This window comes from Pantoea phytobeneficialis (assembly GCF_009728735.1).
Classification (GTDB): Bacteria; Pseudomonadota; Gammaproteobacteria; order Enterobacterales; family Enterobacteriaceae; genus Pantoea; species Pantoea phytobeneficialis.
In genome coordinates, this window is record NZ_CP024637.1 from 559,220 (window position 1) to 574,623 (window position 15,404).

The 15,404-nt window shown below is 53.9% G+C and carries 12 protein-coding genes; 6 read left to right on the top strand and 6 right to left on the bottom strand.

The features are described from left to right. Window positions 1-111: 111 nt before the first annotated feature. The gene (locus CTZ24_RS22795) at window positions 112-1,491 is read left to right on the top strand and encodes an MFS transporter (RefSeq protein WP_208725907.1); all 1,380 of its coding nucleotides are present in this window, start codon (window positions 112-114) and stop codon (window positions 1,489-1,491) included. A gap of 38 nt (window positions 1,492-1,529) precedes the next feature. Here CTZ24_RS22795 and CTZ24_RS22800 read toward each other — a convergent pair whose 3' ends face one another. The 3 genes from CTZ24_RS22800 to CTZ24_RS22810 all read right to left on the bottom strand — a co-directional run bounded on the left by CTZ24_RS22800 (window position 1,530) and on the right by CTZ24_RS22810 (window position 5,845). Beyond that, on the bottom strand, window positions 1,530-2,882 hold the full coding sequence (locus CTZ24_RS22800; RefSeq protein WP_244634060.1) for a carbohydrate porin: 1,353 nt from the start codon (window positions 2,880-2,882) through the stop codon (window positions 1,530-1,532). Between the two features lie 437 nt (window positions 2,883-3,319). Continuing rightward, window positions 3,320-4,486: a M20 aminoacylase family protein gene (locus CTZ24_RS22805; RefSeq protein WP_208725909.1), complete on the bottom strand. Its 1,167-nt coding sequence runs from the start codon at window positions 4,484-4,486 to the stop codon at window positions 3,320-3,322. Between the two features lie 15 nt (window positions 4,487-4,501). After that, complete coding sequence (locus CTZ24_RS22810; protein WP_208725910.1) at window positions 4,502-5,845, bottom strand: MFS transporter; 1,344 nt, start codon at window positions 5,843-5,845, stop codon at window positions 4,502-4,504. 162 nt (window positions 5,846-6,007) lie between these two features. Here CTZ24_RS22810 and CTZ24_RS22815 point away from each other — a divergent pair, with 162 nt between their 5' ends. Then, entirely contained in the window at window positions 6,008-6,946 is a 939-nt protein-coding gene (locus CTZ24_RS22815; RefSeq protein ID WP_208725911.1) for a LysR family transcriptional regulator, read from the top strand. On the opposite strand, the gene CTZ24_RS22820 is transcribed toward CTZ24_RS22815, so the two are convergent. Further along, window positions 6,937-7,815, bottom strand: coding sequence for a LysR family transcriptional regulator (locus CTZ24_RS22820; RefSeq protein ID WP_208725912.1), 879 nt, complete (start codon window positions 7,813-7,815; stop codon window positions 6,937-6,939). The genes CTZ24_RS22815 and CTZ24_RS22820 overlap by 10 nt on opposite strands. Before the next feature lie 126 nt (window positions 7,816-7,941). Between CTZ24_RS22820 and CTZ24_RS22825 the strand changes: the two genes are divergently transcribed. The 3 genes from CTZ24_RS22825 to CTZ24_RS22835 all read left to right on the top strand — a co-directional run bounded on the left by CTZ24_RS22825 (window position 7,942) and on the right by CTZ24_RS22835 (window position 10,155). Then, entirely contained in the window at window positions 7,942-8,559 is a 618-nt protein-coding gene (locus CTZ24_RS22825; RefSeq protein WP_208725913.1) for a glutathione S-transferase family protein, read from the top strand. 27 nt (window positions 8,560-8,586) lie between these two features. Continuing rightward, entirely contained in the window at window positions 8,587-9,357 is a 771-nt protein-coding gene (locus CTZ24_RS22830) for an enoyl-CoA hydratase/isomerase family protein (RefSeq protein ID WP_208725914.1), read from the top strand. Between the two features lie 72 nt (window positions 9,358-9,429). Continuing rightward, the gene (locus CTZ24_RS22835; RefSeq protein ID WP_208725915.1) at window positions 9,430-10,155 is read left to right on the top strand and encodes an SDR family oxidoreductase; all 726 of its coding nucleotides are present in this window, start codon (window positions 9,430-9,432) and stop codon (window positions 10,153-10,155) included. Window positions 10,156-10,203: 48 nt separating this feature from the next. On the opposite strand, the gene CTZ24_RS22840 is transcribed toward CTZ24_RS22835, so the two are convergent. Further along, a complete protein-coding gene (locus CTZ24_RS22840) occupies window positions 10,204-11,316 on the bottom strand; it encodes an alkene reductase (protein ID WP_208725916.1) in 1,113 nt (370 codons plus the stop codon). Window positions 11,317-11,516: 200 nt separating this feature from the next. Between CTZ24_RS22840 and CTZ24_RS22845 the strand changes: the two genes are divergently transcribed. Beyond that, complete coding sequence (locus tag CTZ24_RS22845) at window positions 11,517-12,542, top strand: AI-2E family transporter (protein WP_208725917.1); 1,026 nt, start codon at window positions 11,517-11,519, stop codon at window positions 12,540-12,542. On the opposite strand, the gene CTZ24_RS22850 is transcribed toward CTZ24_RS22845, so the two are convergent. Continuing rightward, entirely contained in the window at window positions 12,531-15,245 is a 2,715-nt protein-coding gene (locus tag CTZ24_RS22850; RefSeq protein WP_208725918.1) for a cation-transporting P-type ATPase, read from the bottom strand. The genes CTZ24_RS22845 and CTZ24_RS22850 overlap by 12 nt on opposite strands. Between the last annotated feature and the right edge of the window lie 159 nt (window positions 15,246-15,404).

The window sequence follows — 15,404 nt, forward strand, 5'->3', positions numbered from 1 at the left end:
AGCCTTTTTTGACAGACACTGCCTCCTGCCATGCTTAAGGTGTGATCGGATTGTTAAATTTCTCTCACCATGACAATAGCCGTCTGACACGGCATAACAGAGAGCGTACCCATGAACACAAACAACCTGGTCGATATCAAAGCTTGGATCGACGCCCGGCCGATTTCACGCTTTCAATGGCGTGTGTTATTCCTCTGCCTGGTAATCATCATGTTCGACGGTTACGATGCCGCCGCTATGGGTTTTATTGCTCCGGCGCTGATTGAACATTGGGGTATCTCCCGCGCGGCGATGGGACCGATCCTTGGGGCGGCGATGTTTGGCGTCGCCATCGGCGCGCTAATCGCCGGACCGCTTTCCGATCGCTTTGGCCGTAAACGTATCATTCTGCTCTCCTTCCTGGTGTTCTCGGCGTTTAGCCTTGCCTGCGCTTTTGCCAGTACGCCGCTGCAAATGGCGCTGCTGCGCTTTCTCACCGGGCTGGGACTGGGGGCGGTAATGCCGAACTGCGTCACCCTGCTGTCGGAATATATGCCGGAACGCCGCAAAGGGGTGATGATCACCCTGATGTTCAGCGGTTTTAACATTGGTTCCGGTCTGGGTGGCTTTATCGCCGCGGGCTTGTTGAGTATCTGGTCGTGGCAAGCGGTGCTGGTGTTTGGCGGTATCGTTCCGCTGTTGATGTTGCCGTTATTTATCTGGCTGTTGCCGGAATCCGCCCTGAATCTGCTGGTGCGCAAAGCACCGCGTCGCCAGATTGCCGCGCTGCTGAACCGGATGGGCGGCAGCTTCAGTCATGACAGCAGCTTTGTGCTGCACTCACCTCGCGTGAATGGTCACAGTCCGATTTCGCAACTGTTCCGTCATGGTTTTGCGCGCGGCACCATTATCCTGTGGCTGACCTACTTTATGGGGCTGTTCGTGATTTACCTGCTGAACGGCTGGCTGCCAACCATTATGCGCTCTGGCGGCATTTCGCTGGAGCAGGCGGCGATTCTGGCCGGATTGTTCCAGCTCGGCGGGCCGTTAGGCGGCATTATTGTCGGTGCGCTGATGGATAAGCTGCACGCCAAATATGTGATTGGTGTGGTTTACCTGCTCGGCTGTCTGTGCCTGGTGGCGCAGGGGATGTTCGGCTTTAGTGGTGTGGCGCTTGGGGCCTTCATTTTTGTCATCGGCATGTGCATCAACGGTGCGCAAAACGGCCTACAGGTTTACTCACCGGCTTATTATCCCACGGAAATCCGCGCCACCGGCGTAAGCTGGATGCATGGCATTGGCCGTACCGGAGCGATCCTCAGTTCTTCTGTCGGTGGACTTCTGATGGGCGCTTTCCCTGGACAGTCGGCGATTTTCTTTGTCCTCGCCCTGCCCGCTCTGCTGGCAGCGCTGAGTATCGTGTTGCATCGCAACCTTCCTTTAACCCTAAAAATCAAAGGCGCCGGACTTGCCGACATCCCCGCGCTGTCACAAACCCTAAATAACCGATAGTAGCGGCGCGATTTATCGCGCCATTACGAAACAACGGATTAGAACGTCACCACCGTTTTCAGCTCACCTACCCAGGCATCCTGGGTTTCGCTCAGGCTGCCCGGACGGTGCCAGTATTGAATGCCCGGTTGTAACTCCAGCCAGCTCACGGGACGGAAGCGATAATAAAGCTCAGCGTTTACCGCATGTCCCGGCACCGGGCTGTACAACGGATCATAATAATCACCCACCCCTTGCAGGCTATTTTTCTCCTGCTGATTGCGGCTGTAGTGATTGCTGATATCGATATACGACACGCCCACACCAATCCAGTCTTCCGGGCGGGCATCAAACAACCCACGATAACGCAGGGTCGCCGCTGTGACATAGTGGATATAATTACTGCGCTGGTCGCCAAATCCCGCGTTGATGCCACCGCTTAAGCCGCGATTAGCGTCATCTGCATGGCGAGTGAGTTGCTGATTAAATCCGCCGTAAAAAAACCAGGTACGGTTATATTCTTTATAACCTTCAGGATCATTCGCCCCGGCATTTTGTGTTTTACCGCTGTAAAGATCGGATTGTTTGGCGTTAGTAAATTGCGTACCTAAATTATAAATACCGGGTAATTCATGAATGTGGGTTTTCCACTCCACTTCCAGCGGCAAAATAAACCCTTTGCTACCTTTGGTTGACCAACTCCAGGCATGGCTGCGATCGGTAGCCGAGGGATTTTGCTCCAGAATACCCGCTTTCAGGGTCAATTCAGGGGTGACTTTATACGCAAACGTGGTTCCCCAGGTGTGAATATTCCAGTTGCTCCACAACATTGAGTTGGCTGATTTACCACCGCACAACATCAGCGTCTGAAAATCACAGGGCACAATTTGGTCGAATGTCTGGACTTTATTCATCATCCCGATACGCCATTGTAACCGGCGATCGTCAAATGTCCGGCTGAAGGTTAACCAGCCCAGACGGGTAATTGAACCGGTTCCGGCACTTTCCTGAGTGGCATCATTAATATTCACCCGCGAATCCTGCACCCGTTTTGTCAGCAGGCTGTCATCGTGATTACGGTTAACAATATTGCCTTCAAGGGTGGCATCGGGAATACCGGTAAAGCGTTCTAAATCCTGGGTAAACGTGATGGCAAATTGATCAATATAGGCGAGGTGGTGATCGTGATTGTAGCCCCCGGCGATGTTGTACGCATTTTCATTGAGATACTGAAAATTATAGTTAAAGCCGTTATCGCTCAGAATGGGACGAATTCCCAGCATATCACCCAGTAAACCTTTACCCGGTGCTTCAAATCCCAATACCGTACCATTCCACTGCGGGTCTTCAGCGTGGGTATTTAGCGCAGTAAAAAGTAATCCAGCCAGAATTGTCGAACGAAAAACCCTCATGCTTTTTATCATGATTATCTCTTCTCTCTTTTTTAGGGCGTAGTTAACCCGGCAGATAAATATCTGCCTGAGTCAATTCACTGTCGGAATTTTGAGCAAAAAAAAACCTAAATCGCCGGACTCTGAATAACGAGAGCCAGGTGATTTAGGTTTTGCCTGTAAAACAGTAACAATCCTGAATGGGGAGCATCATCATCAAAGTACGACGCACAGGCAAGCGGTTATCGAAACCTTAATTAAATAATGTGAAGGAGATCTTATTAACATCGCTTTCAGGTCTGCGCATTAAAGCACATTCCGTAGCGGCGCAATTGGGGTTGTCCACATTACGGGTGCATATCCGCGCCAAAACCCTGTGGATAAACTTCTCCGGGCCGCGCCCCGCTTACCCGGAGAAATATCCGGTCATTTATTGACCGCCTTGCCGCCACTTTTCCTTAACGCAGAAAGGCTTCCGTTAATCGCGCCCAATAGGTTGCACCGATCGACAGGCAGGCATCATTAAATTGATACAACGGATGGTGCACCGCGTAGTCTGCTTCGCCGGTGCTGGTGCCCAGCCAGATATAGTTTCCTGGTACGTCCTCCAGCATAAATGCAAAATCCTCGCTGCCCATCAGCGGTTTGACCTCCGCGTAATCGGCAACACAATCGGCACCAAAGGTATCCCGTGCCACCTGGGTCGCGAAGTCCGTTTCCGCCGCATGATTGATGGTGACCGGGTAGCCAAAATCAGGCTGGATAGTGGCGGTCAGGCCAAAACTGGCGGCCTGCGCCTGTACCAGTTGTTCAATCCTCGCCTTCGCCTGCTCACGCACCTTCGCACTGAAGGTGCGCAGATTCAGTTTGAGTAACGCGCTGTCCGGGATGACGTTATGGGTGCTGCCACTTTGCAGGCTTCCTACCGTGACCACCACCGCATCCTGTGGATCAACATTGCGTGACACGATGGTTTGTAACGCCATCACCATCGCCGCCCCCGCCACGGTGGGATCAAGGGTGTTTTCCGGGGTCGCGCCATGCCCTCCTTTACCGTGGAGCGTAATGGTCATGCTGTCGGAGGAGGCCATCAGGGGTCCGGGTTTGGTAAAAAAATGTCCGGCAGGCAACAACGGAAAATTGTGCAGACCAAACACCGCATCGCAGGGGAACAAACGAAACAAACCGTCATCCATCATGCGGCGCGCCCCGCCGTATGACTCTTCCGACGGTTGGAAGATCACATGTAATGTGCCGCTGAAGGGACGTTTTTCCGCCAGATAACGCGCCGCCGAGAGCAGCATCGCGCAGTGCCCATCGTGGCCGCAGGCGTGCATTTTGCCCGGCACCTGGCTGCGCCACGGAATATCGGCTAACTCCTGCATTGGTAAGGCGTCCATATCGGCGCGTAATCCCAGCCGTTTGCTGCCGTTACCTGCCTTCAGCGTACCCACTACGCCAGTGCCACCCAGGCCACGATGCACGTCATAACCCCATGACGTCAGCAGTTCGGCAATGCGCGCGCTGGTACGAACCTCTTCAAAACCCAATTCCGGGTGCTGATGAAAATCACGGCGGATGGCAATCATCTCGTCTTCGAATGCGAGAATTTCTTTAATCAACATGTCAAACCTCAGCTTTTAGTCATCGGATAAAACCGGTTGCTCACGCCATGCCAGCAACGCCGACAGGGACACCACTGCACTCAACAGCAGATACCACGCCGGGGCCATAGCATCGCCAGTGACATTCAATAACCAGGTCACATTAAATTGGGCAAAACCGCCGAACAGGGTGACGCCAATGGCATAGATTAACGCCATACCCGAGGCGCGCACCGGACGCGGAAAGGCTTCGAGGATCAGCAGGAAAAAGGCCACCGCCGTGATATTCGCCAGAATCTGATCAAGGCTAATCAGGGCGATAGTCAGTGCAAAAGGTGCGCCGTGGTGCAGACTGGCAAAGATCGGCCATACCAGCAACAGCGATCCGATGCCACAACCCAACAACAATGGCTTGCGGCTCGGCAGGCGATCCGCCAGTTTCCCGGCAAAGAACGGCACCACCAGCGTTAATGTCGCGGCCATCAGGCTAATCCAGTACGACGTCCCCTCCGGCATGTGCAGGGTATGCACCATATAGGCGGGCATGTAATAGACGATGATGTAAAACGTGGTGGTACTTTTCATCACCAGCAGAATGCCCAGCAGCATAGTGCGGCGATGTTCGCGCCACAGACGGGCTGCCGGTGTTCCCTCGGCGTGAACAGCCGATGGCGTATGGGTTTCATTCAGGTGGCGACGGATATAGATCCCCACCGGCATAATCGCCAACCCAACGATGAACGGTATGCGCCAGCCCCAGCTATACAGGGCATCATGGCTTAAGCTATGAGTTAATAACGCCCCCATCGCCGCCCCGAGCAATGCCGCACCGCCCTGGCTGGCCATTTGCCAACTGACGCGAACGCCTCGCTGTGACTTGCCTCCCGCCTCCATTAACCAACTGGTCGCAGCGCCCACTTCGCCACCGGCGGAGAAACCCTGTAGCAAACGCCCGCAAACCAGTAAGACCGGGGCCAGCATACCGACCTGTTCATAGGTCGGTGCAAAGGCGACCAACGCCACGCCCAGCGCCATCAGCGCCATCAGCGCCATAATCAACGTCAGGGCCGCTTTACGCCCATGCTTATCGGCGTAGTGCCCCAGCACCAGGCTGCCGAGCGGTCGCATAAAAAAACCGACGCCAAAAGTCGCCACCGCCAGGAGTAACGAGGCGGAATCACTATCGGTGGGAAAGAAAAGGTGTCCAATAATGACAGAAAAGAAGCTGTAAACAGCGAAATCATAGATTTCGAGACCATTGCCGAGGGTCACGGCAAACAGCGATTTTGCATGAGCTCGTCGGCTATCCATAGCGGTAGCGCAGAAAGGAAGCGATACCGCAGCCTCCGCTTCGGCAGGCGCACATTTGACTTTTTTCATACGCATATCCTTCCAGTAACGTTCAATAAACGGTGGAAGGTGCACTATTGTCATAAATAAATTACATTTCAATCATGAGAAATTGTTATGCCCTGAGTTATCTGTCCTGAATGCTGATGGTGCGTTTTCTGCACCATCTCGTGAGTGAAGCCCGAGGAAAACGTGAAAATAAAACTCAATCAGCTCGATGTGTTACTGGAAGTGGCGGCTCAGGGCAGCATTGGCAAAGCCGCCCGCACTCTGCACCTGACACAACCCGCCATCAGTAAAACCATTCAGGAGATGGAAGCGGAGATCGGCATGCCAATTGTCGAACGTTCTTCGCGCGGCGTAGTGCTGAATGAGTATGGGCAGGTACTGCTGCGCCATGCGCGCGATATCGATCGTTCGTTGAGTCAGGCGCGTGAAGAGATTGACCACCTGCTGGGTAAAGCGATGCGCCAGCTTCGTGTCGGTTTCACCTCCGCCGCCGCCTGGGGGCCATTTACCACCACGTTACTTCAGTACCAGCAACGCTTTCCCGGCGTAAAACTGATCGCGATGGAGGGGCGTCCCCATCAGCTTTATGATGCGCTGGAGAATCACCGTATCGACCTCGCCGTGATTTCCTCCACTGATGGGATGCGTATTGCCCCGATGTATTATGAAATGCTCTATTCCCTGAGCAACGCCATCATCGCCGGTAAACAGCATCCGATTACCCACACCACGTCATTGCGCAATTTGCTGAGCTACACCTGGCTGGATTGGGATGAGCCGGGCGACCATTCCATTCTGGCGCAAGTTTTCCGCCGCTATAACCTGCCGCTACCTGAACGGGTGATCCACTGTTCATCACCCACCATCATGGCGCGTTTAATGGAAGAGGCTGAGATGGTCAGTATGTGGACGTCGGTAAGGCTGCGCTTTCCTGGTTATCAGGAAAGCTTGCGCCCCTTGTCCTTGAAGGAGGTACTTCCGGCCACCGACATCGGCATTTTGTGTGCCAATATTGGCCGTCTGTCGAGTGCCGGGCACAGCTTTTTGGAGCTGCTACGGGTGATTAGCCGTGACTGGTTACAGCAAAGTGATGCCCACGAAATGGTGGTAAATCAGGGCTGAAGGCATGACTCAACAAAGGAAGCAAACTGGCGTGCTTTCGCCGTCGCCATGCGCCCACCAGGGAAAACGGCCCATAAATCAATGTCGGGCAATTGCCATTCCGTCAACACACGCAGCACCGTGCCGTTGATAATTTCCTGCGAAAACATCCAGTCTGAGGCGATGGTGATACCCATATCGGCCAACACCGCCGCCCGGATACCCTCGGCGGCACTGAGATGCAAACGGCTTTCCGCGGTCACACTCTCTTCCTCACCCGCGCGGGTAAAGCGCCACTGGTTGTTGAGCTGACTGAACACCAGCGTCTGATGTTGCGTCAGGTCCTGTGGATGTTGTGGGTAACCACAGCGTGCCAGATAGGCAGGTGTCGCCAGCACGGAACGTCGCGTGGTCGCCAGCTTGCGCGCCACTGAGCTGGAATCATTCAAGGTTCCCATGCGCAGGCAGATATCAATCCCTTCCGCGACCAGATCAATCGGGCGATCGTCCAGCACAATATCCACCTTTAATTGCGGATGCTGGTCCATAAAACGAGCCAAATGGGGAATAACATGCAAACGGGAAAACGTCGGTGCGGCGGCCACACGCAAGACACCCGATAAGCCTTTTCCCGCCCCACGGGCCGCCATCTCAGCCTCTTCCGCCTGTTGCAACGTGATACGCGCCCGTTCGTAGTAGCGCTGTCCGGCCTCGGTAGGGGTCAGCCCGTGGGTCGTTCGCAGTAGCAAGCGGACTTCGAGATGCTTTTCCAACTGCGCGATGGTTTTTGAAACCGCCGGTTGACCGATGTTCATAATCCGTGCCGCTGCTGAAAACGATCCTGCATCAACCACCTGAACATACATCTGCATCGCCTGAAATCGATCCACCCTATTCCTCCTGGGAATATCCATTATCGTTTTTTGCTGTCTGCCATTACCGGGTGACATTAGCAGATACTTGTCTGCAACGACAACGGGATGCAGTCACCGCATCCTGACCACGGGAGAAAACCGATGTACGAACTCTATGCCTTCGCCACACCTAACAGCATCAAGCCCGCCATTATGCTGGAAGAGATCCAGCAAGCCTGGCAACTTCGCCCGGTCAATGTGCGTCAGGGGGAGCAAAAACAGCAGGACTTTCTGGCCTTAAACCCGAATGCAAAAGTGCCGGTGCTGGTTGATCACAGCAACGATATGACTCTGAGCGAATCGGCTGCAATTTTGGTTTATCTCGCCGAGAAACATCAACGCTTATTACCCGCTGCGGGTGCGCCACGCGCTCGTGTGTTCGAACAACTGTTTTTCCATGCTTCAGCCGTCAGTCCGGCTTTTGGTCAGGCGGGCTTCTTTAATCGTCTTGCCAGCGAACCCCAACCCCTGGCGCAGCAGCGTTTCAATACCGAGGCCGCGCGCGTCACTGGACTGCTGGACAACCTGCTCGCTACGCAGCCGTTCCTCGCCGGTGAAGCCTACAGCATCGCTGATATCGCTCACTACGGCTGGTTCTGGCGACGTGAATTTGCTGGCGTAAGCCTCGACGGATTGCCACATCTGGCCCGCTGGTTCGACACCCTTTCTGCTCGCCCTGCCGTTCAGCGGGCGACTGAAAAACTTAATGCTGTTATTTAATTACGCTAACTGAAAAGGAACTATGCCATGTCTCGCTTTGAAAACTATCGCCATGCCTTTGCCAATGCCCACTTAACCCGTTCTGCCAGCGGTGTGCTGGAAGTTAAGTTTCACACGGACGGCGGCGCGTTACTGTTCAACGGCCACACCCACGAAGAATTTGTCGAGTTGTTCCATCAGATTGGTGCCGACCCGGACAACCGCATCGTGATCCTGACGGGCTCAGGTGAGGCGTTTATGGAAAGCATCAGCCCGGAAGGCTTTGATTTCTTTACGCCACGCGGCTACGACAAAATTTACCGCGAAGGGAAGAAAGTCTTGATGAACTTGCTCGATATTGAAGTCCCGGTGATCGCTGCACTGAACGGCCCGGTTCGCCTGCATTCCGAATATGTATTGCTGGCGGATATGGTCCTGGCAACGCCGGATACGGTGTTTCAGGATAAGCCGCACTTCGAATTCGGTATCGTTCCCGGCGATGGCGTTAACCTGTTATGGCCAGAAGTTATCGGTAGCGTACGTGGTCGTTATTTCCTGCTCACACGTCAGGAACTGGACGCGACAACAGCGAAGGAATGGGGCGTGATTAATGAAATCGTACCACGCGACCATTTGTTGACGCGCGCACATGAACTGGCGGAGTCGCTGGCGACATTGCCGCCGCTGACCACCCGCTACACGCGTATCGCCCTGACGCAAAAATTACGCCGCCTGATCGATGAAGGCGCGGGCTATGGCCTGGCACTGGAAGGCATCAGTGCAGCGGATGTGGCGTTACAGGCCAGTTCCGGCGTCTGATCATCACGCAGATTATCCCCCACCAGCACAGGCCAACCTGTGCTGGTTTTTACGTTTGCAGGAGTTAAAAACATGAGCCAGAAAAGAACATTTCTGATTACCGGTGCCAGTAAAGGTATTGGCTTTGCACTTTCACAGCGTTTGGCGGCCAGTGGACATCAGGTGATTGGCATTGCGCGCAGTGCGCCAGCCCAACCCTTCCCCGGTCACTTTGTCGCGCTGGACCTGGCAGATAGTGCGGGATTCAAACAAGCCCTGGAGGACATCACTGCCCAATTCCCCCTTGATGGCGTCATCAACAATGTCGGCCTGGTCCGACCGCAATATCTGGCAGATGTCACCCTCGATGCACTGGATGAAGTATTAAAAGTGAATTTACAGCCAGCGTTGCTGGCAACTCAGGCCGCATTACCCGGTATGCAGTCGCGAGGTTTCGGACGGGTAGTTAACATTTCCAGCCTGACGGTACTTGGCGTGCCGCAGCGCACCTCATATGCCGCGGCCAAGGCGGCGCTGGTCAGCTTTACCCGGAGCTGGGCGCTGGAACTGGCAACCCAGGGGATTACCGTAAACGCCGTGGCACCAGGCCCCACCGAAACAGAACTGTTCCGTGCCAGCAATCCCCCAGGCAGTCTGGGAGAACAGCGTTACCTCAGTAGCGTACCGATGAAGCGCTTCGGGCAGCCGGATGAGATCGCCGCAACCATTGCGTTCCTGTTATCTGAAGAGGCGGGATTTATGACGGGGCAGACGTTATATGTCGATGGGGGAGCATCAATTGGGGTAGCGCAGATTTAAAGCCAGTGACAGCCAGTAACGGCGCGATTTATCGCGCCGTTTTCGTTGTTACGATACCCAGGCAGGGAAATCGGTATAACCGCGTGCATCGCCGCCGAAGAAGGTGTCACGATCCCAGGCAGTGAACGGGTGCCCCTGACGAATACGTTCTGGCAGGTCCGGGTTAGCGGTAAATAAGCGACCAAACGCAATCAGGTCAGCGTCCCCGTTTACCAGCATCGCCTCTGCCGCCTCCGGTTTAAATCCGCCAGCCGCAATGATCATTCCGCTAAAGAACGGGCGCAGTTCACGACTGGCGACCGGTTCCGCATAGCTGCCGTTCTCGCGATCTTCAGGTCCCACAATCCGTGGTTCGATAATGTGTAGATACGCCAGGGAAAAATCGTTCAATTTTTCCACCAGATAACGAAACGTGGTGGCCGGGTCGCTGTCATGCATATCGCCATAAATGCCGCTCGGTGAAATACGTACGCTGACACGCCCACTGCCCCAGACATCTGTCAGCACCGCCACCACGTCAAGTAAAAACCGGGCGCGATTTGCCAGACTTCCTCCCCACTTATCGTTACGCTTGTTGCTGCCATCTAACAGGAACTGTTCCGGTAGATAACCGTTGGCGGCATGCAGCTCCACACCATCAAATCCTGCCGCCAGTGCGCGTTGCGCCGCACGCTGAAATTCGTCGATGATGGCAACGATAGCGTTTTCATCAAGTTCCCGTGGCTCAGGGAATAAGCGCCCCTCATAGTTGCCCTGTGCATCTTTGCCGACGCCATAGGTATCGCGGGCAACCAGGGCAGAAGGCGCAACCGGTGGTCTTCCGGCGGAAAGTTCGGGCAGCGACTGGCGGCCAGGATGCCAAAGCTGCAACACAATCTGGCTCCCTTTAGCGTGCACCGCCTCAACCAACCGTTGCCAACCGGCTTGTTGTTCGTCACTGAAGATGCCCGGCGCATCGGCGTAGGCATTCGCAAACGGAGAAATGGCAGTGGCTTCTGCAATCAACAACCCCCCTTCGCTGGCACGCTGGCGATAATACTCCACCATCAGTTCACCGGGAACGCCGCCGACTTCCGTGCGCATCCGTGTTGTTGGTGCCATCACCACGCGATGTTGTAGACGAAGTTTTCCAGCGCTAATTGGGGTAAATAAAGTTTTCATTTTTGCTGCTCTCTTTGGCTAAAGAGAGCAGCCTAAAGTGCCTGTACTGATTCAGAAACCGGGCAACAGGCATAACCGCTATTCTCAAATGGAATGTGTATTCTCTGTTCAGCCCTGTGGTGAAACTATGCTGAATCAAAACATTGCAGATATAGTTAATGCACTATGCAGCGCATCGTTAACTTCAGGGAAATGACGAAATGAGCTGGTTTACCCCGTGGCCGCAGTTATATCGTGTGTTGATTCTCCTTGCCTGCCTGACCCTGATTTTGTTCGGGCTTCATCTGTCGGCGCACCTTATCAATCAGGTGCTGCTGGCGTTGCTGCTTTCCATCATGCTGGACCCGCTGGTGAGTTGGCTGGAGCATAAACGGATTCCGCGTATCCTCTCTTCGCTGGCGATCATTCTGGTGCTGCTGCTGGTGATTGTTGTCACCATTATTAAGCTCACGGTACTGACGCCGGACCTGATTCTGCTGAGCCGTCAGACGCCCCTGTTGTTAACCACCCGCTTGCAAGAGATCACCCAGGCGCTGGACCAGGTGGGCATTGCGCTGGCACCGGATGAGATGCTGGCTTTTATTGATGTTGGTGCGGTGGTGAAATGGATCACCGCTTTCCTCACCCAGATTCCCGGCGTGCTGTCGTGGTGGGTGATGGTGTTTCTGATGTTGTTGTTTATGTTGTATGAACTGCCACTGCTGAAAAATGCGCTGGAAAAACGCGCCCACGGCAAATCGGCGGCGCTCTACCGTGCGTTGGATGATGGCATCCAGAGCGTGATTGTCTATGCGCGGGTCAAAACCCTGACCGGCATCTTTGGCGGCATCATCGTCTGGGGGGGTGCGCAACTGCTGGGGCTGAAATTTGCCTTCTTCTGGGGTGTGTTGATGTTTGTGTTCAATTACATCCCGGTGCTGGGTTCATTTATGGCGGCGATTCCGCCGGTGGTGCAGAGCTATATCGCTTTTGATCTGGAAGTGGCGCTGGCGATAGCCGGTTTTTTTGTCCTGTTAAATCTGACGCTCAGTTCAGTGCTGGAACCGCTGATGATTGGTAAACGTCTCGATATGGCGTTGACCAGCCAGTTGCTGGCCTTTCTGTTCTGGCAGGCGTTGCTTGGCATCACCGGTGCTATCCTCGCCATTCCGCTGACTTATCTGATCAAAAAAGTCCTGCTGGCCAGCTATCGGCAACAGCAGGACTCGGCGTTATCAGATCAATGACTGCGTTTTAACGCCACGCCAGGAGCGCGTCAGACGTTTTTCTATTTCCACGATGATGAAGATAGCGATACTGACGATTAACGAGATAAACCAGTAATTAATCGGCAACGGACGGGTACCGAACAGCGTGTTCATCAGCGGTACATAGATGATGATGGCTTGCAGGACGATCAGCACCAGCGTCACCATCCAGATACCTTTGTTTTTGACCAGGCCGCCGTCAAGGGAGAAGCCTTCTGAGTTACGGCAGTTAATCATATAGGCCCATTGCGCTGTCACCAGCATTTGCAGCAACACGGTGCGGATAAATTCCTCACTGTAGCCGCGCGGCTGGAGCCAGGCTTCCAGCACGAAGGCGCTGATGGAGATCAACAAACCAACAAACACGACACGCCAGATGGCGTAACCATCCATCACATGCGCTTTGACATTACGCGGTGGGCGGCGCATCGCATTGGCTTCTGCCGGTTCAAACGCCAGGCCAAATGACAGGGTGGCGGAGGTTGCCATGTTCATCCAGAGAATCTGTACCGGGGTAAGCGGCAGCAGGTTACCCATCAGGATAGCGATGATAATCAACAAGCCCTGCGCCAGGTTGGTCGGCATAATAAACAGGATGGTTTTCTTCAGGTTGTCGTAAACCCGCCGTCCCTCTTTCACCGCTGCCGCAATGGTAGCGAAGTTGTCATCAGCCAGAATCATATCTGCCGACTCTTTCGTCACCTCGGTTCCTTTGATACCCATCGCAATACCGACGTTGGCCTGCTTCAGTGCCGGGGCATCATTCACCCCGTCACCGGTCATCCCGACAATTTCACCGCTGGATTCCAGCGCCTTCACCAACCGCAATTTATGTTCGGGACTGGTGCGCGCAAAGATGTCATAGGTTTTTGCCGCCTGCGCCAGCTCGGCATCATTCATATGCTCCAGCTCGTATCCGGTCACCGCAGAGTTGCTGTTGCCAATGCCCAGCATCTGCCCGATCGCCATAGCGGTTTCCTGATGGTCGCCGGTGATCATCTTGACGCGAATCCCTGCCTGCTGGCATTCGTGAATCGCCGAGATGGCTTCCGGACGCGGTGGATCCATCATGCATCCCAGGCCCAACAGCACCATGCCGTTTTTCAGCTCGTCGTGGTCGAGCGTGGTCACTGGCGCTGACGTTGGTTTCCACGCCGCCGCAACGGTACGCAGCCCTTCACTGGCATAGGTGGTGATGGCCGCTTCCCAATACGCCAGATCGAGCGGCTCAACCCCCTGCGGAGTTTGTTGTTGCTGGCACAGTTTCAGCAACACATCCGGTGCGCCGGTCAGCAAAATATACGACTGGCCGTCAGCGACACAGCTCACCGACATGTATTTATACAGGGAATCGAAAGGTAATTTACTGACCACCTCAACCGATTGTTTTTGCGTGATGCCCTTCGCCGCCAGCACTTTCATTGCGCCTTCGGTCGGACCGCCAACAATCACCCAATGACCATTGGCATCCTGCTGCAACTGGCTTTCGTTACAGGTATCTACCGCGCGTAAAAATTGCTGGAACAAGGGATCGGTCGCCGAATTTAATCCGCTACCGCCTTCCGCAACAATTTCGCCTTTCGGTTCATAGCTGTTGCCGCTCACACGCCATTTGCTTTTTGCCAGCACCACCGCTTTGACCGTCATTTCATTCATGGTCAGGGTGCCGGTTTTGTCAGAGCAAATCACTGACATCGCCCCAAGGGTTTCCACCGTCGGCAATTTACGGATGATGGCCTGTACGCGCGCCATCGACTGCACGCCAAGGGAGAGGATAATCGAGATAATCGCCGGTAAACCCTCCGGCACCGCCGCCACCGCCAGGCTGATGACCGACAGCGCCAGCTCAGGGAACGGAATGTCACGCAGCAACCAGGCAAAAATAAACAGCGCCACCATCATTAAGACAATGATGAAGAAAATGGCTTTACCGAGTTTGTCGATCTGCACCAGCAGCGGCGTTTTGACCTCTTTCACTGAGCTGATCATCTCATTGATATGACCCAACTCCGTATCGCCGCCACTGGCGACCACCACGCCTGATGCGGTGCCTGAACTGACCGTGGTGCCAGAAAATGCAAGGTTGAGACGATCGCCAAGGGATTTTTCTCCCTCCAGCGATGCCACGCTTTTTGACACCACCGTGGATTCGCCAGTAAGAATCGCCTCCTCGACGCGCAGGTTATGCACATCAAATAAGCGCAAATCTGCCGGAATTTTATCGCCAGGACGCAGCATCACCACATCCCCCGGCACGATATCCTGGGTGGATATGGTGGTTTGTTTGCCATCGCGCACCAGAATCGCTTCACTGGCTAACATATTCTGAATGCTTTTCAGTGACTTCTCAGCGTTACTTTCCTGAACAAAGCCAATTAAGGCATTGATCACCGCCACACCGATAATGACAAAGGTATCAACCCAATGTGCCATGACGGCGGTAATAAGCGCGGCGGCAAAGAGGATATAAATTAACACGTCTTTAAAATGTGCGATAAATTTCAATAACGCTGACTTCTCCGCTTTTTGCGGCAGCGCATTAGGACCGTATTTCTTTAAACGATCACTGGCGTCAGTTGATGATAAGCCAGCCGGTGAACTTGCTAAGTTCTGGAAAGTTTCCTCTGTGGAGTACTGATACCAGGGTTGTGCACCCTTATCCTGACCTTGAACATTTTCCATATTGACCCCTAGCTACTAAGCTATTGTTAAAATGAGTTTTTCTAAAAAAACACACATAATCTGAGGTAATTAGATTTGTAAGACACCTGCTGACATCATTATCCGAAAAAGCGATCTGACTAATGATTTGAATGAGATAAATTAAATCTAATCTATATT